Source organism: Brachybacterium aquaticum (assembly GCF_014204755.1).
GTDB lineage: Bacteria > Actinomycetota > Actinomycetes > Actinomycetales > Dermabacteraceae > Brachybacterium > Brachybacterium aquaticum.
On the sequence record NZ_JACHLZ010000001.1, the window covers coordinates 2,885,823 to 2,902,737 of the forward strand.

Sequence of the window (16,915 nt, forward strand, 5' to 3'; positions counted from 1 at the left end):
CGTCTCGAGGAGAGTTCATGTCGGACCGGACGTTCTCGGTGGTCATCCCGACCCTCCAGCGCGCCTCCGAACTCCGTGCCACGGCGCTGCAGTGCGCCCAGCACCCTTTCGTCGCCGAGGTGCTGATCGTCAACAACTCACCGGAGCCGCTCGACTTCTCGCATCCGAGGATCCGCGTCCTCCAGCAGGACTCAGTTGAGTCCCGCATAGTGGTGTAGCGCGGTGGCCCCGTGATCGTCCCGGACGTGGGCGCGGCCACCGTGTGATCTTTCGAGTGAACCTCTCACAGCACTCTCGAACGGAGTCATCACGATGACCGCTCCCCATATTGTCGACCCTTCCGGCCTGCTCGGTGAAGCCCTGGCTGAAGCGTCCCCGGATCTGATGCGCAGCCTGCTCCAGGACGTGATCAACTCCCTGCTCTCCGCGGACGCAGACGCTGTCGCCGGCGCGGAGTACGGCCGCCCCAGCAGCGGCCGGGTCGCGCAGCGCAACGGCTACCGCCATCGCGACCTCGACACCCGCGTCGGCACGATCGACGTCGCGGTCCCCAAGCTCCGCACCGGCACCTACTTCCCCGAGTGGCTGCTCGAGCGGCGCAAGCGCGCCGAATCCGCCCTGATCACGGTCGTCGCGGACTGCTATCTCGCCGGTGTCTCCACCCGCCGCATGGACAAGCTCGTGAAGACTCTCGGCATCAACAGCCTCTCGAAGTCGCAAGTCAGCCGGATGGCCGCATCGTTGGACGAGCACGTCGAGCAGTTCCGCCACCGCCCCCTGGACGAGGCCGGGCCATTCACATTCGTCTCCGCTGACGCGCTGACGATGAAAGTCCGCGAGGGCGGGCGCGTGATCAACGCCGTCGTCCTGCTCGCGACCGGCGTGAACGGCGACGGGCACCGCGAAGTGCTCGGCATGCGTGTGGCCACCTCCGAGACCGGAGCGGCGTGGAACGGCTTCTTCGCTGACCTCGTCGCTCGCGGCCTCGCCGGGGTCCGCCTGGTTACCAGCGATGCGCACGCCGGCTTGGTGGAGGCGATCGCTGCGCACCTGCCCGGGGCAGCCTGGCAACGGTGCCGCACCCACTACGCCGCGAACCTCATGGCCGTGACGCCGAAGAGCATGTGGCCGGCGGTGAAAGCGATGCTGCACAGCGTCTATGACCAGCCCGACGCGGCAGCCGTGAACGCTCAGTTCGAGCGGTTGCTGGACTACGTCGGTGAGAAGCTCCCGGCCGTGGCCGAGCACCTCGACGCGGCCCGCGCCGATCTGCTCGCGTTCACGGGGTTTCCCAAGGACGTGTGGGTGCAGATCTGGTCGAACAACCCCACCGAGCGTTTGAACAAGGAGATCCGCCGCCGCACGGACTCCGTGGGGATCTTCCCGACCCGCGAGGCGATCGTCCGCCTCGTCGGCGCGGTCCTGGCCGAACAGACCGACGAGTGGGCCGAAGGGCGCCGCTACCTCGGCCTCGACGTCCTCGCCCGCTGCCGCCTCAACCTCGTCCCCGACACCAGCCCCGAGGAGGTCGCCACCGACGCCCTGCCCGCCCTGACCGCCTGACCTCTCAGCGAAGGATCGCTACACCACTTCCAGGGACTTGACCCAGGACTCGAACATCTACGTGAATCCTGCGTGGAACCTTGCGGCGGAGGAGGCCCGCGCGGAGTACCTGGCCATCGTGAACGACGACCTCACCTTCGAGGACGAAGCGCTCTCTCATGCAGGAAAGATCCTGCGGCACGGGCTGTTCAGCATCGTCGGTCCCGACCTGTCGACCTTCCATGACGACGGTTCACGCAGGATCAGCCACCGGCTCGCAAGACATGACGCTCCCACCCGGTTCTTCGGAACGTTCATGTGCCTGCGACGCTCGGACTACGTCGCGATTCCCGACACCCTGAGGATCTGGGGCGGCGACGACTGGCTCATCGCGAATCAGCGCAAGCCGCCTGCCGCGCTGATCCGCACCCCGTTCCGCACCGACATGAGCACGACGACACGGGCCGAGGAGTTCCAGCGGATGTTCGACTCCGAGCAGGAAGAGCTGGACCGCCTCATGGCACCGCTGCGGAGGCGCCACTGGTGGCAACGCGTTCAGCACCTGCACGAAAGGGTGCGGAACCGGATCCACGTCCTCACCGGCCGCTGACTCGCTCAGGTGGTGAGTGATCCGAGTGCGACGAGCCGTGCGAACTCCGGATCCTGCTCCCGGAGCGTTGCCATCGTCCCTCGTGAGCGCAGCCGTCCCTCGGAGAAGTAGAGGATCTCGTCGGCGTTCTTCACCGTCGAGAGACGATGCGCGATCACGATCACCGTGATCTCGCCGTGGAGCGTCTCGATGGTCTCCGTGATCCTGTGCTCCGTCTCGTTGTCCAGTGCACTAGTCGCCTCGTCGAGGATCAGGATGCGCGGCCGGGCGTAGAGCGCGCGGGCGATGCCCACACGCTGGGCCTGCCCCCCGGACAGCCGTGAACCGTTCTCGCCGATGCGGGTCTCGAGCCCCTCGGGCAGCTCGTCGACGAACTCCGTGAGCCGCGCCTGCCGCACGACCTCCTGCAGAAGATCCTCGTCGATCTCCTCGGGGCTCTGGCCGAAGGTGATCAGGCTCCGCAGGGAGTCATCCCACAGATACACCTTCTGGGACACCATCGCGACCTGCGAAAGCCACTCGCGGGGGTGCTCGGCGATGTCGATCCCGCCCACCTCCACTGCTCCCTCGGTGGCCACGAGAAGACCTGCGACGATGTCGGCGAAGGTGGTCTTCCCGGCCCCGGAGCCTCCCACGAGAGCGACGCTCCGGCCCACGGGGATCGTGACCGTCACATCGCTCAGCACGTTCCTGGTGCCATCCGGGTACCTGAACCCCAATCCCCGCACCTGGATATCCGCGACAGGGAAGACGACCTGCGCCTCGCCGCGCACCTCTCCCACCGGGAACTCCTCGTCCTGCTCCAGCTCGCGGAGCTCCTCCACGACCATCGCAAGCGATGGGCGGCTCAGGACGATCCCGTTGTAAGTCGCGACGACAATGTTCAGCGCTGGCACGATCCTCAAGCTTGCGGCTGCGAACATTGCCAGCAGCCCCAGTCCCGTCGAGTCGTCGTTCGTCGCGAACAGGATCATCGCGACCACGAGGATGCCGACGACCATGACGATCTCGAGGACGTACTTGGGCAGCTCGGACAGGAGGCCGCGGGAGCGACCCACGCGCGCCACGTCATCCCGGTTCCTCGCATAGCGGTCGGTGAAGTACTGCTCACGGCGGAACAGCCGTGCGTCCCGAAAGCCATCGATCGCCGGGCCCAGGATCCTCCAGGAGTCGGTCTCGAGTCCGAGCATCTCCTCGCCGTTGCGGTGGGCTCGGGGGCGGAGGACCCCGGAGATCAGCGCCGCGGCGCCGCCGAAGACGACGATCGCGGCAAGCGACGCCAAGGGCGCCATGACGAGCAGTGCCAGGGCGAGCATCAGGACGGTCAGCCCGTAGACCACGACGGTGATGTACCCGAGGAGGATCCCGTTGAACGTCGCCGGGGCGGCTCCGGAGAGCACCTGCATGATCCGGCCGCGCGAGCGTCGCCGATGGGCCACGTAGGGGGCAGACATGTAGCGACGCAGAAGCTCTGCCTGTGCGGCCGAGGAGGCCTTGTTGGTGATCCCCAGGCTCCACCACCGGATCGCGATGATGGACAGGTTCTTGATGATGAAGGCCGCCGCCACCAGGAAGGCGAGGACGAGGATCACCGTGCTGCGGTCGTCCGTGCCGAGGAGCGGCACCAGGACGTCGGTGACCATCCCCGGAAGGGAATCGGGAGACGCAAGAAGCTGTGTCAGGGGCAGCATCGACGCGACGGCGACCAGGTCGAGCACGGCAGAGGCTCCCGCTGCGATGAGCAGCCCAAGAGCCCGCCAGCGCATCCGCCATGGCACCAGGGCGAAGACTCGGCGAAGGCCGGCGATGTCGTGCCCCACCCCTCCCAGTGCGAGTGGGCCTGAAGACGATGCCACGTCAGCGATCCCCTTTCCGCTCCTGTCGCGCCCGGACATGACGATGTCCCTCCGGCCCTTCGCGGGGCAACAGCAGTCTCAATGCCGACCAGGCTACCGGCACGCTGAACCCTGCGGCTCGCTCCTCCGGCGGACGGAAGTGCCAGACTCTCTGTCATGTCGAGTCTGGATCCCCTGCTCCCGCTGAAGAAGGCCAAGCACGCGCTGCTCCTCGGCCGGCGTCGCGCGTCGCGAACAGGCATCGCGATCCGCGACGCCGTGTACTCGAGGTACGACACGCTCACCCCGTATCACTTCGACGTCGACCGGCATCGATCTCGGATCGGCGAACTGCCCCGCATGTACTTCCTGCACCGGGACCCACCTGCTTCCTCTGCGACGGGCGCGGAACCTTCCGAGGCACCCCATACTCTGTTTCTCCTGTGGACCGGGGACAACGACGTCCCGGCGAATCGCCTCTCGGGCATCGAGTCCCTCCGAGCTGCGAATCCGGGCCTCGACGTCGCACTCGTCACGCCCGACGCCTTGCCCGGACTGGTAGTCCACGGGCACCCTTTGCATCCCGCCTATGACCACCTCTCGTTCGTGCACCGCTCGGACTATCTGCGTGCATATCTCATGCATCATCATGGCGGGGCCTATGCCGACATAAAGCCCGTCGATCTCCATTTCGAGAACGCGATACGTCGTCTCAACTCGGACCCGGACGCATGGATCATCGGCTACCGCGAGATCTCGTCATCCCGCGTCGGCGGACGCGACGCCCGACTCGGACCCGAGCTGCGACGTCGATACCGGTCGCTGGTCGGCGCAAGTGCCTTCGCCTGCCGCCCCGGCACGCCCTTCACTGGCGAATGGTTGCGAGAGATCGAGCGCAGGCTCTCGTATTACGAAGAGGACCTCGCTCTGCACCCCGGTGATGCCTTCGGAACCAACCCCGGCTACCCGATCCATTGGATCGAGATCGGGATGGACATCATGTATCCCCTCGAGTTGAAGCATCTCGACCATGTCAGGTACGACGATTCTCTGCGTCCGAGGTGGACGGGACACCGTTGACACACCAGCTGCCGGAACAGGTCGGCGTCGGACCTACGCGATCTCCTCAAGGATCTCCTCGCCGATGGTCCGCCAGAGATGATCGAACGTGAACCTCTCTTCGACGGCAAGGCGCGCGGCCCTGCCCATCATCTCGCGGCCCGAATCATCGCCGAGCGCATCGTCCACAGCTCGGGCCAGAGCCTGCGGGTCCCCGGGCGTTACGGCGAGTGATGTTCGTCCGTCCTCGATGTAGTCCGCCATCGCAGAGGTACCTGTGACAACGGTGCAGCGGCCGCTGGCCATCGCCTCGAGCAGCACGCTCTGCCCGACCGGGTACGCGAGGTCGAACGTGGGGACGACGACAACCCGAGCGGTTCGAAGCACCTCGCGATACTCACTGAACCCGACGGGTTCGTGGACGGTGAGGTTGGAGGGGAGATCCGGACCGACGATCCGGCCCGGTCCGGTGAAGACATAGAAGCGTCGGGACGGCAGCCGGCGCGCGGCTTCGACGAGAGTGTGCCAGTCTCGACCACGGTCAACCCCGACCGCCACCGCGTCGAAGCGAGGCTCGGCCTCGACCGGTGTGAAGAACCGGTGGTCAGCCCCGAAGAGGACCGGCCGCACCTTCTCCCTGGGAACCCCGGCTCGCTCGAAGATCTCCCGCTGGTTCCTGCTGAACACGAAGAGGCGGTCGATCCCTGCGACGATCTCTGCGACCTGGCGTGGATCGCGCTGCCCGGAGGCGAGCTCCTCCGCCCACCAGCAGGCGATCCCCATCGCTGGGATCGCGGAGTACGGCCGGAGTCGATGCCTGCGTGCCCAGGACAGCGCGGTGAGCTGATGCTCGAGGAAGGCCAGGACCGCCTGCGAGGACGCTGCTCGAGGAACCGCTCGGAGGAGGAGGTCCATCGTGACGCCGGAGCGATGCTCGACGACGTCCCGCACCTTACGATGCACTCGCGTCGACGCCGGTAGCACGACTCGGAGGTCGAGCCGGCCCGAGCTCGGCAGGAGATCCGCACGGTAGGGAAGGGGCTGCTCGGGGTTGAGGAGCCCGGCTCCGGACCCGGTCTGAGGCTTCCAGTCGAACAGTCCGAGCACCGTCGGACGGCCGGTCCCCCGCTCCCCCATGACGTTCGCCTCCGCTCCGTGCTCACCGTGGGCATCCGATCGTCGCCCCCGATCGGATCCTGCGCCGCCGTTCGGGAGACCAGCTCGTAGACTGCGGTGAGACTACCAGCGTGAACGAAGGAGACCACCCGGTGGCCGCACCCTCGACGAAGACGAACCCACCGCGTCCCATCGTCGTGCTCTCGCCGATGGCGGCCGTCGAGGCTCCCGCGACCGCAGGAGGCGTGCTGCTGGCACGCATCGTCCAGTCGCATCGAGCGGCGGGATCCCAGGTGGTCGTCCTGACCCCTTCCCTGCGCGCGGCGCTCGCGGAGCTCGAGCGCACCTCGGTCCTGGTGCCCACCCGGTTCCTGGGACGTCCACGGGACCGGCGCGGCGCTCGTCGTCTGCTGCTCACCGCCGTCCACCGTGCGGTCCCCGTCCTGCTGCGGGTCGACGACCTCCTTCCCTGGCCCCCGCTCGTCGTGGACCTCCTGACTGATCGGGCCACGAGAGCACTGCTCCAACGAGCCGATGTCATCGACCTCCAGTGGGAGGAGTACGGCCGGCTGGCTCCTCTCCTGCGGCTCCTCGCGCCCCGGGCAGCCCTGGTCTGCACCTTCCATGACGTCAGCAGCCAGCGGCTGGAGCGGGAGGCGCTCCGCGCCGACGGCGGCCGCGCGGCACGGAGCGTCCGACGGGCCGCAGCCCGGTCCCGACGCACCGAGCGGCGCCTCGGCTCGATCCTCGACCAGAGCTTCGTCCTGTCGGGGAAGGACGAGAAGCTGCTCCGCGCCGCCTCCCCCGATGCCCGGATCCGGGTCATCGATCCTCCGCTCGTGGACGAGGGGACCCCGGTGCTCGACGCGTCCGAGCGTCCTCCGGTCGTCGGCTTCGTGTCCTATCTGCGCCGCCACGAGAACCGGGACGCCGCCCTGCGGCTCGCGGAGCGGATCTGGCCGCGCGTGCGCGGTGCGGTTCCCGGGGCACGGCTCCTCATCGTCGGCGGGGGCGTCGAGGAGGAGCCCGCCCGTCGGCTCACGGCGGTGCCGGGGGTCGAGCTGACGGGGTTCGTCGAGGATCTCGAGGATGCCTATTCACAGCTCCGGGTCACCGTGTCCGCCATCGACCGGGGGGCGGGCGTCAAGTTCAAGGTCGTCGAGTCGATCATCCGGGGCATTCCGACGATCACGACCTCGGTCGGGGCGGAGGGGATCGACCCCGGTCTGCTCACCGCCGTCTCCGACGACGACGACGCGCTCGCCGACGCGGCGATCCGGGCGCTCCGCGACGACCGGGTCGCGCGGAGTGCCCGCGATGCCGCTGACCGTGCGCGCGGTCTGTACGGCATCGGTCGCTTCGATGCGGCGCACCAGCGCGCGATCACGGAGGCGATCGAGCACCGACGGAGGACCCGCGGAGCTCGACTCCGGACAGGACGACTCCGCGCAGGTCGGATGCCGCGGGTCGACGGACCCCACCCGACCGAGGGAGAGCGACTGCGATGAACGACGTGAGGAAGCCGCTGGTCTCGCTGATCCTGCTGACCTACGACCGCGCGGATTTCGTCGAGGAGGCCCTCGAGTCGGTCGTCGCGCAGACGTACCCGGAGATCGAGATCATCGTCTCCGACGACGGGTCCACCGATCCCACGATGGTGCAGCTGCTCGACCGCCTCGAGGAGCGGGGTCTGCTCGTCCTGCGGAATCCGCACGGGGGGATGCCGTCCTCCGTCCACCACGGGATGGCAGCGGCGCGGGGTGTCTACGCCATGATCCTCGGCGACGACGATCTCATCGATCCTCCGTACATCACAGAAGCGGTCGATGTCATGGAGTCCAACCCGCAGGCGGGGTTCGTCTACTGCCGCGCGACCCTCTTCGGCTCCGTGAACGGCCCCTGGGGCCTCCCCGACTTCGACATCGGCGGGATCCTCCTGAACAACCAGATCTTCACGACCCATCTCTTCCGTCGCGAGGACTGGCGCACCACCGGCGGATACGACCTGTCGATGGTCACCGGACGGGAGGACCATGACTTCGTCCTGAAGTTGCTCGGCATCGGCCGGCGCCCCGTGAGGCTCGAGGGCACGTACTTCCACTATCGGCAGCACGAGCGGAACTCCCTCAACGCGAGCGCCGCCCGCACTCGCGAGACGCTCGTCGCGAACCATGCCCGGATCTTCCGCAACAACATCGACCTCTACCAGGACCATGCCGAGGAGTTCTGGAGGGAGATCTTCGGCCTGATCGACGAGGCGACGGACCTCCGCCATCGGTACGCACCGCTCGAGAGGCTCCGCACCGGACACCCCCGGCTCGTCGGTGCCGCGAAGCGTCTGCTCGGCCTCGCCCGCGGCGTGGCGGACGCCCGACCCGGGCGGAGGCGACCGCGATGAGCCCGCGATCCGGACGGATCGCGGTGGTCACACCGTGGGACGTCTCCTCGCCGCGGTCCTGGTCGGGGGTGATCGTGCCCATGCTCACCGCGCTCCGGGACGAGATGGGCGAGGTGGAGGTGATCGACGTCCCGTCGGACGTCGCGATCGCCGATCGTGTGCGTGCGCGTGCTCTGGGGATGCGCGGGGCTCTGCACCTGTCGTCGTGGTCCCCGCCCACGGCACGGCGGCGCAGCCGGGCCGTCGCACAGCGTCTCGAGGAGCTTCCCTCCTCGGTGCCCGTCGTGGCGCTCGCGGCGACCCCGGAACTGCTCGCGGTCCCTCGGGGACGGAGGATCGTGCAGGTCACCGACTCATCGTTCGCGGCGCTGACCCGCTCCTACCCCGCGTACGCCCGCCTCACGGACAGGGGTCGCCGCGTCGCCGAGGACCTCGAGCGCAGGATCGCAGGGCGCACCGAGCACTTCCTGGTCGCCACGGCCTGGAGCGCCGATCGCCTCGTCGTCGACGTCCGGGTCCCCGAGGACACCGTCACGGTGGCACGATTCGGTCCCGCGATCGCCCCCGTGCGCCCGGTCGGCGGGAAGCCGCCGCACGACGGGCGGCCGCTGCGTCTCCTGCTCGTGGCGAGCGACTGGGAGCGCAAGGGAGGGGATCTCGCGCTCGAGATCGTGCACGAGCTGCGGACACGAGGACTGCGGACGACGCTCACCGTGGTGGGAGCTCGAGGCCGGCCGCTTCCCGCGGAGGTGACCCACCTCGAGCGCCTCGAGCCGCAGGAGCTCAGCGGCGTCTACGCCACGCACGACGCGCTGCTCGAACCGAGTCGCGCCTCGGCCGGCGGGGTCGTCGTCACCGACGCACTGCACCACGGCCTCCCGGTGATCGCCTCCGCCCTCGGCGGTCTCACCGATCTCGTCGTCGACGGGGTGACGGGCTGGCTCGTCCCGTTCGACGGCACCGCATCGCCGTTCGTCAGCGCGATGGAGACGAGGGTCGTCACCTCGGACCTGCCTGCGATGTCACGGCAGGCAGCGGACTGGGCGATGCGCGAGGCCTCGTGGCCCATGTGGGCACGGGCGGTGCGCGACGCGCTCGAGCGAGGGCCGCACCGACCTCACGGTGGCTGAGGGAAAGGCGCCCTCCTCTCCGACGTCGGCGCACGGTTCCTCTCAGCGGGGGCCCCACACCCGGTGCCGGAGATTGCCCTGCCACCGCCCGATGATCCAGCCGAGAGCCCGGGCACTGTCCACCCGGTTCCCGCGGCCGAGCACGAACCGGGCCGAGGTGCGCACGATCCGCCGGATGTCGTGGCGCTCCGCGCCCGGCGACGATCCCTCGATCCCGAGGTGACGGTGCTTGACGTAGAGCTGGATGTACGTCGCACCGTACCGACGGAACTGACGGAATGCCGAGCGCGCCTCCGACCGGGGCACGTAGGAGAACCGGGCATCCCGGATCACGCCCAGGGTGAATCCGGCGAGCTGGGCCCGCCAGCAGAAGTCGACCTCCTCCTGGCCTCCGACGAACCGCTCGTCGAAGCCGCCCACGGCATCGAACACCTCACGGCGCATGGCGAGGAACGCCGAGATCCCGTACGGCAGGAACTTCTGGGACACGGGCAGCTCGAACGTCGCAGGATCCTCTCCCAGCGGGACCCCGGTGGCGAGATCGAGGGCGGGATCGGCCGCGAAGGCGTCGACGACCGCTCTCAGCGCGCCGGGATCAATCTCGTCGTCGGCATCGAGGAAGAGGACCAGCGGTGCCCCGGCTCGGTTGATGCCCTCGTTCCGTGCGCAGTTCGCGCCCTGCGCCCTCAGCGCCGGCACGACGGTCACCTCGAGGCCGGCGGCGTCGGCGAGCGCCGCCTGAGCGGTGCCGTCCGTGGAGCGGTTGTCCGCCACGATCACCTCGAAGCGGGGTGGGTCGACCTGTGCGGCGATCGAGCGGAGCTGTCGCCCGATCGTCGGGGCCGCGTCGTAGGCCGGGATCACGATGCTGAGCTCGGGCCCGCTCATGCCGGTCCCTGCTCTGCCGCGATGTCCCTGATCCGACGGATGAAGATCTCCTCCGAGAAGCGGGCGACGTGCTCGCGGATCCGCTGCGTTTCCCACGCCTGCTCCGAGATCGCCCGGACGCCCTCACCGATCGCCTCGGGAGTGGCGGTCCCGAAGAACATGCCGTTCACCCCTTCCGCGACGGTGTCGAGATAGCCGCCGGCCCGGAGCGCCAGAGTGGGCACTCCGTGCGCACCGGCCTCCAACGGGGTCAGTCCGAAGTCCTCATGGCTCGCGGCGATCAGGGTGCGGGCGTGACCATATGCCCGCCTCATCTGTGCGTCGGAGAGGCCCTCGACCAGTCGGACATTCGAGGGTGCCAGCGACTGCAGCCTCGCCTTCTCAGGGCCCGTGCCGATGACAAGGAGGCGCCGGTCGGGCATCGATCGGAAGGCCTCGACGACTCGGTCCACGTGCTTGTAGGGCTGGAGCCGGGAGACCACGAGATGGTGGCCGCCTTCGGCGCCGTCCGGTCCCGCCCATCCGACGAGCTCGGGGATCCGCTCCTGGTCGCCCTCGGCGACCGCGGGGCTGAACGGGGGGAACAGGGTGGGGGCATCGATCCCGTAGACACGGCGGATCCGCTCCCGGACGACCGTGGAGTTGGACAGGTACGCGTCGGCCCGGAGCGCCGCACGCCGGTCCCAGCGGCGCAGCCCCGGACCGAGCGCGCCGACGGCGAGGCGCTTGGGCGACAGCCTGCCTGCGTCACCGAGGTAGTCGTCCGGGAGGTAGAGCCACCGCGCGGGGGAATGGCAGTAGACGATCCGTCGGCCGTCCGTCGGGAAGGCGTGGGCCCATCCGGAGGACGAGGCGATCACGATGTCGGCGTCGATGCGCATCGCGGAGGCCGCCCCGGCGAGCAGCGGGAGCGCCAGCCGGGGGTCGCGCCGGAAGGCCGCGATCCGGTTCAGCGGACTCACCCGGATGGTGCGCTCTCGGAACTCGGGGTACGTCTGGTCCGGCGCGTAGAAGAGCGTGTGGATCTCGGCCTCGGGGAACGCCCGGGCGAGCGAGAGCACCACTCGCTCGGCGCCGCCGCGCTGGGTGAGGTAGTCGTGGGCGATCGCGATCCTCGGGCTCATCAGAACACCTCCTCCGCCTTCCGCGGACGACGGTATCCGGCGAGAGCAGCGGACTCTACCGAGAGCGCGACCAGCTTGCGGCCCACAGCTGCCGGAAGATGCGGGAGCACTCGGTCGACCGCAGCTCCGCGCCGGTCCGACGGGATCGGCACTCTCGAGAGCGCCCGCACCATCCCATTCCACAAGCTCCACGGAGGCACCGCTCCGGGAAGTCCCGCCTCCGGATGCTTCCGCTCGAAGATCCGCCGTGCGGCACCGGAGTGGCTCGCCCTCCGTGCGCGGATCTCGGTCGTGACGGCTGCGACGCGGTGCGGTGTCTCGAGTTCCGGGGCGAGTTGCACGGGCACGCCTGCCTCGTGCAGCCGGTATCCGTAGTCGACGTCCTCCCAGCCGTAGAGTCGGTACTCGGGGTCGTAGGGTCCGACCCGTTTCCACGTGTCCCGGGTGATCGAGCAGTTCCCGGCCCAGAAACGCCACGTCCGGTCGGAGGGGGTGGCATACGCGTCGCGGCGGAAGCGCTCGTCGGCGTCCCGGCCGTACACGGTGGCGTAGGCGGTGTGACGGAACTCATTGCGGTAGAGGCCGATGACACCGCGCTCACCGGACGCGTGCGCGGCGACGTGCTGCGCGACGTAATCGGGAGCGGGGACGAGATCGTCGTCGCAGCGGATCAGCACCCTCCCCTGCGCAGCATCGAATCCGGCGTTGAGCGCGGCGACCCTTCCCTGGTTCTGCGGCAAGAGGATGTGGCGGACGGCGACTCGGCGCTCCGCCTCGGCGAGCGCCGCGGAGCCATCGTCGACACCGTCGATCACGAGGATGACCTCGAAGGCCGGAGTGCCTCGCTGCTGGGCGGCCAGTGCGTCGAGCAGGCACGGAAGTCGCTCCACCCCGCGGTAGGTGGGGACGATGATGCTGGCCTCTGCACCGTTCCCGCGAATCAAGTCGTCACTCATGTCGTCACCTCATCGGAAAGCGCGGTCAGCAGGTTGGTGACGCGACGGGTGCCTGCGGCGGGCGAGAAGAGGGCTTCCCAGCGCGCACGTGCTGCCGCGGCGAGGGTGAGCTGCTTCTCGGGCTCCCGACGGAGTGCTGCGCGGATCACGCGCGCGAGGTGGTCAGCATCACCGGCGCGGGCGATCCCTGCTGCCGTTCCACCGACAACCTCCGGCAGAGCGCCTGCGTCGGAGACGACCACCGGCAGACCGGCTGCCATCGCTTCCGCGGCGACGAGACCGAACGTCTCCGGCGCGGCAGAGGGGACGACGAGCATGTCCACGTCCTCGAATAGCTGTTCCCTGGGCACCCATCCTTGCCGCTCGACCATCCCCTCGAGAGGGGCGAGAGCGGCAGCGACCGCAGCATCGTCCGTCGTGTTTCCGAAGCGGTTCTCGCCAGCGACGACGAGGTCGGCCTCCTGACCGTCCTCGCGAGCAAGAAGGCCTATGGCACGAGCGAGAACGTCCACACCCTTGTCCCGAGTGAGCCGGCCGAGGTATCCGATCCTCGCCGCTCGGTCGGTCGGCATCACGCGGGGGCGGTAGTCGATGTCCGCGGTCCAGTTCTCCAGCACGCGCGCTCTGGGCACCTCGGCCGCCATCCACTGCGAGGGGACCAGGACCGCGCGCGCGCCGGCGCGAGCCGCTCGCAGCATCATCCGATGAGTCCTGCCCGGTACCGCGTGGAGATGGACCACGCGGGGTCCCTGCGCGACGGTCGCGGTGGAGGGCACGAGGCCGTTGCACCAGAGCGGCACATCACGATGGTTCCTCCGCCAGTCCCGGAGTGCTGTCATGTACTGCCGTCGCCCCTGTGCGAGAAGTCGTGTCGTCCGAAAACCCGACGCCTCGGCCTCCGAGAGGAGCGTGCCCGGAACGGTCGGACCGATCACCAGCACCTCCACGCCGATGTCCCGCAGCGCTGAGGCGATGCCGAGCAGCATCACCTCGCCGCCACCGATCTCTCCGTTGTTCGTGGCGATCGCGATGTGTGGCGCAGTCACGAATCACGACCCGTTCCAAGAAGCTCCCGCTCCGGAAGCCTTCTCAGCAGCACGTAGTCGATGTACCCGTGCACCCGACCGACCGCGGCCACGACACGTCCGGCGCTCGCCCTGTCCACTGACCGTTGCCGCAGGGATGCTCTCAGCGCACCGAGAGATGTCGAGATGACGTCTCGCAGGACGACGCGGGCGGTATACCGCCTGTTGTCGTACAGGGGATATCGCGAAGCCATCAGGACCCGCCCTCTGCCAGGCATGAACTTCTTGCGCAGTGACGTTCCGGCACCGCTCATGGTGAAGTGCACGACTGCGCCGGGGACGTAGACGATCGGGAAACCGGCTTCTTGCATCCGCCACGAGAGGTCGACGTCCTCGAATCCGTACCGCGGGAGCGACTCGTCATATCCTCCCGCGGCGAAGAACGCCGCCCTGTCGACAGCGCAGTTCGCATTCCCGACGTGGGGAAGATAGGGGCTCTCCATCAATCCTGGCCCGAACACCTCCGGGTGCTCCACCCCCTGCCCATCGAAGGCGAGAATCCGCCCGCCCGCCAGCTGACCGTCGTCCACTCCCCGCACGAAAGCAACCACCCACCCAGGACAGACCCTGTCGTCGGCGTCGCAGAACAGCAGCCGCCGCCCCCTGGCCGCCGTCGCTCCGATATTTCGGGCGCGCGGAATGCCCGGCCGTCCACCGGCGTCCACGATGCGGATCTCGTCCGTGGCATGCCTCGTCCGGGCCTGCCACTCCCGGACCACGTCCAGTGTGTCGTCGGTGGACCCATTGTCGACGACGATGACCTCGAAGGCGGGGGCGTCCTCCTGAGCGTCCAGCGCTTCGAGCTGCCGACGGATGGTGGCGCCACCATTCCGCACACAGATGATCACTGACGCCTCCGGATGCTTGGGATCAGGCATCCTTCCCCTCCGCGAAGTTCCCGGCCGAGGCCGGTTCTGCTGTTCGAGCACCAATGGTCAGCCCGCGCTCCACGCGTGGAGAGAGACCGCACTGGAGTGCGAAGGCAAGCGGCATCGCCCAGTAGATCGTCAAGAACACTTCACCGAGTCTCGTCGCACAGATGAGGACGGCGATCCCGAGAGCTTGGGCGAAGATCTTCTGCGAGTCCAGACTCTTGGCGAACGGTCGCAGCATGACCAGCGCAGTGACTCCGACGACAGCGATGGTCCAGGGCCACCCGCCCTCGACGAGGGCGGTCCAGTACGAGTTGTGGAAGAACCAGCGGCCGTCGTCCATCGGAACCCAGGCCTCGCCGAGCCCTCGGCCGAAGAATCCTGTCTCCTGAACCTTGTCGAGCGAGGCGGCATCGATTCGAGCTCGCAGGAGATCAGAGCCCTGGCGGTCGGAGAAGACGCCGATCTGGGAGAAGTCCTCGGCGGTGAGCCACACCAGATATGCCGTGACCGCGCCGAGAACCCACCTTCCGATCAGGGGCAGCCGGGGGGCGATGCTCACCCAGCAGCACGCTGCGATGTAAGCGGCGATGGACGTGCGGGAGCCGGTCCACCACACACAGGCGCCGAACGCGATGAAGAGGACGAGCCGGTGGCTCGTTCGCCGAGCGATGGCGATCGCGAGCAGACCGAACAGGCAGTAGGAGAGCCCCGCGACGTTCTTGTCCCCCACGAATCCGGTGAGGAATCCTCCGTAGAGGTCCGGGAGGAGGCCCATGTAGAACAACGGCACGTTCAGGAGCAGTGCGGCGCAGAAGCCGTAGATCGCCGAACGCAGATCGATCCTGCCGGTGGCGGTGACCAGCACCAGGATGCAGACCGCCGCCATGCGCAGCAGACGGCCTTGCCAATCGGCCGAGTACTCGCCTGGGTCGGAGAAGAGCGACACGATCCCGGCATAGGTGAGCATGACCGCGAAGATCCACGGGAGTGCCTGAAACCTGCCCAGGTCGTAGAACGGCTTCCGGAGCAACGAGTACCCGAGGATCGCCGCGAGCGGAAGATTCGTTCCAGCGATCCCTGCATCGATGGTGCCACTGACCACCAGGAGGAAGAAGAGCAGGAACTCCCCCAGTCGGATGGACGCGACGCCCTGCGCCGCGGCCAGCGTCTCGACACGGAGGGAGTGCCCCATACGGTGCGCGGCGTCCGTGGAGCGGCCTCGCGGGCTGGACAGACGGGTGGACATCATCGACCCGCCTCCTCGTAGATGGAGGCGATTCTCCCCGTCATCCGCTCCCGTCCCCCGACCAGCGGCTCGGGCGACGGCCTCTGCATAAGGTCGACCCCTTGTCTCCGGATGGTGTCTGCGATGGTGCGGACGTCGGCAGAGTCGACCAGGCACTGTGCCGGGATGATTTCAGAATTGCCCCCAACGTCGGTCGCGACGATCCCGAGCCCGCGTGAGAGTGCATCGAGCAGCGTGTAGGAGAGGTTCTCCCACACGGAGAGCTGTACGACCACGTCGTGGGACGCCAGTGCGTCCTGTGAGTCCACGAATCCGCTGAACGTCACCGCGTTCTGAAGTCCGAGCTCAGCGCTCGACCGTTCCAGATCGTCGCGCAGTGGTCCGTCGCCGGCGACGGTCAGCGTGGCTTCGGGATGTTCGGCGACCACCAGGGACATTGCGCGCAGCAGCTGGTCGATGCGCTTCTCGGGGGCGAGCCGGGCGAGGGACAGGACCCGGAGGCCCGGACGCGGCGCGGGGACGTCGGAAGGTGGGTCCACCTCATTGCGGATCACCGTGATCGGGGCGCCTCTCCCCCACTGTTCGAGAATCTGCTCGCGGGTCGACTCGCTGACGGCGATAACGTGGTCGGTGCGGTGCAGTCGCGCACGATGCGCTGCGGACTTCGCCGCCGCGCTCATCCGTCCCGGCTGGAAGTAGCCGCGCACGCCGGAGATGCCGTGCTCGGTGGAGACGAGCCGGATCCGCTCACCGCGACCGGAGCGCAGCCCGGTCACCGCGGCGACGCCGATGAGATCGGCGAACGCGAGGTGGGTGTGCAGCAGATCCGGGGCGAGTCGGCGCAGCACGGCGCGCACCTCAGAGACTGCACGACCGGTCCCGTCGGCCGGTGAGACCGCCGCGGTGACCATGGGCGAGCCCTGCGCGCGGAGTGCCTCGGCGAGCGGCCCCTCGGGGCACACCACCACGACACGCCATCCCGGGATGCCGACCTCGGTCGCATCCAGGATATGGCGAGCCACGCCTCCCAGCTCGGCCACGGGCACGAGCC

General features: G+C 68.6%; 16 protein-coding genes. 7 read left to right on the forward strand and 9 right to left on the reverse strand.

The window, feature by feature from the left end:
- The first annotated feature begins 17 nt into the window (after window positions 1-17).
- The 3 genes from HNR70_RS12910 (at window position 18) to HNR70_RS12920 (ending at window position 2,152) form a co-directional block, all read left to right on the forward strand.
- A complete protein-coding gene (locus tag HNR70_RS12910) occupies window positions 18-218 on the forward strand; it encodes a glycosyltransferase family 2 protein (RefSeq protein ID WP_184326014.1) in 201 nt (66 codons plus the stop codon).
- A gap of 94 nt (window positions 219-312) precedes the next feature.
- Window positions 313-1,563, forward strand: a complete 1,251-nt coding sequence (locus tag HNR70_RS12915) for an IS256 family transposase (protein WP_184324553.1) — start codon at window positions 313-315, stop codon at window positions 1,561-1,563.
- Between the two features lie 118 nt (window positions 1,564-1,681).
- Entirely contained in the window at window positions 1,682-2,152 is a 471-nt protein-coding gene (locus tag HNR70_RS12920; RefSeq protein ID WP_184326015.1) for a hypothetical protein, read from the forward strand.
- Window positions 2,153-2,157: 5 nt separating this feature from the next.
- Here the strand turns inward: HNR70_RS12920 and HNR70_RS12925 are convergent, their stop codons facing one another.
- On the reverse strand, window positions 2,158-3,795 hold the full coding sequence (locus HNR70_RS12925; protein ID WP_184326016.1) for an ABC transporter ATP-binding protein: 1,638 nt from the start codon (window positions 3,793-3,795) through the stop codon (window positions 2,158-2,160).
- 369 nt (window positions 3,796-4,164) lie between these two features.
- On the opposite strand from HNR70_RS12925, the gene HNR70_RS12930 reads away from it, so the two are divergent.
- Entirely contained in the window at window positions 4,165-5,067 is a 903-nt protein-coding gene (locus HNR70_RS12930) for a glycosyltransferase family 32 protein (RefSeq protein ID WP_184326017.1), read from the forward strand.
- A 33-nt stretch (window positions 5,068-5,100) separates the two neighbouring features.
- On the opposite strand, the gene HNR70_RS12935 is transcribed toward HNR70_RS12930, so the two are convergent.
- Entirely contained in the window at window positions 5,101-6,153 is a 1,053-nt protein-coding gene (locus tag HNR70_RS12935; protein ID WP_184326018.1) for a glycosyltransferase family 4 protein, read from the reverse strand.
- Between the two features lie 161 nt (window positions 6,154-6,314).
- Here HNR70_RS12935 and HNR70_RS12940 point away from each other — a divergent pair, with 161 nt between their 5' ends.
- The 3 genes from HNR70_RS12940 to HNR70_RS12950 are packed head-to-tail and all read left to right on the forward strand — an operon-like array spanning window position 6,315 to window position 9,690.
- Window positions 6,315-7,670: a glycosyltransferase family 4 protein gene (locus HNR70_RS12940; protein ID WP_184326019.1), complete on the forward strand. Its 1,356-nt coding sequence runs from the start codon at window positions 6,315-6,317 to the stop codon at window positions 7,668-7,670.
- Window positions 7,667-8,560 (forward strand): glycosyltransferase family A protein, encoded by an 894-nt coding sequence (locus HNR70_RS12945; protein WP_184326020.1) that lies wholly within the window; start codon window positions 7,667-7,669, stop codon window positions 8,558-8,560. Before HNR70_RS12940 ends, HNR70_RS12945 begins: the two co-directional genes overlap by 4 nt.
- Complete coding sequence (locus tag HNR70_RS12950; RefSeq protein WP_184326021.1) at window positions 8,557-9,690, forward strand: glycosyltransferase family 4 protein; 1,134 nt, start codon at window positions 8,557-8,559, stop codon at window positions 9,688-9,690. Before HNR70_RS12945 ends, HNR70_RS12950 begins: the two co-directional genes overlap by 4 nt.
- A 42-nt stretch (window positions 9,691-9,732) precedes the next feature.
- Here HNR70_RS12950 and HNR70_RS12955 read toward each other — a convergent pair whose 3' ends face one another.
- Genes HNR70_RS12955 through HNR70_RS12985 form a run of 7 tightly spaced genes read right to left on the reverse strand, consistent with a single transcriptional unit; the run spans window position 9,733 to window position 16,886 of the window.
- Window positions 9,733-10,578 carry a glycosyltransferase family 2 protein gene (locus tag HNR70_RS12955; RefSeq protein WP_184326022.1) on the reverse strand — a complete coding sequence of 282 codons (846 nt, stop codon included), beginning with the start codon at window positions 10,576-10,578 and terminating at the stop codon, window positions 9,733-9,735.
- Window positions 10,575-11,702, reverse strand: coding sequence for a glycosyltransferase (locus tag HNR70_RS12960; RefSeq protein WP_184326023.1), 1,128 nt, complete (start codon window positions 11,700-11,702; stop codon window positions 10,575-10,577). The genes HNR70_RS12955 and HNR70_RS12960 overlap by 4 nt, the downstream gene beginning before the upstream one ends.
- Entirely contained in the window at window positions 11,702-12,658 is a 957-nt protein-coding gene (locus HNR70_RS12965; RefSeq protein ID WP_184326024.1) for a glycosyltransferase family 2 protein, read from the reverse strand. Before HNR70_RS12965 ends, HNR70_RS12960 begins: the two co-directional genes overlap by 1 nt.
- On the reverse strand, window positions 12,655-13,644 hold the full coding sequence (locus HNR70_RS16400; protein WP_184326025.1) for a glycosyltransferase: 990 nt from the start codon (window positions 13,642-13,644) through the stop codon (window positions 12,655-12,657). The genes HNR70_RS12965 and HNR70_RS16400 overlap by 4 nt, the downstream gene beginning before the upstream one ends.
- Window positions 13,645-13,700: 56 nt before the next feature.
- A complete protein-coding gene (locus tag HNR70_RS12975) occupies window positions 13,701-14,621 on the reverse strand; it encodes a glycosyltransferase family 2 protein (RefSeq protein WP_184326026.1) in 921 nt (306 codons plus the stop codon).
- On the reverse strand, window positions 14,614-15,864 hold the full coding sequence (locus HNR70_RS12980; RefSeq protein WP_184326027.1) for an O-antigen ligase family protein: 1,251 nt from the start codon (window positions 15,862-15,864) through the stop codon (window positions 14,614-14,616). Before HNR70_RS12980 ends, HNR70_RS12975 begins: the two co-directional genes overlap by 8 nt.
- Window positions 15,864-16,886, reverse strand: a complete 1,023-nt coding sequence (locus HNR70_RS12985) for a glycosyltransferase family 4 protein (RefSeq protein ID WP_312857669.1) — start codon at window positions 16,884-16,886, stop codon at window positions 15,864-15,866. The genes HNR70_RS12980 and HNR70_RS12985 overlap by 1 nt, the downstream gene beginning before the upstream one ends.
- Between the last annotated feature and the right edge of the window lie 29 nt (window positions 16,887-16,915).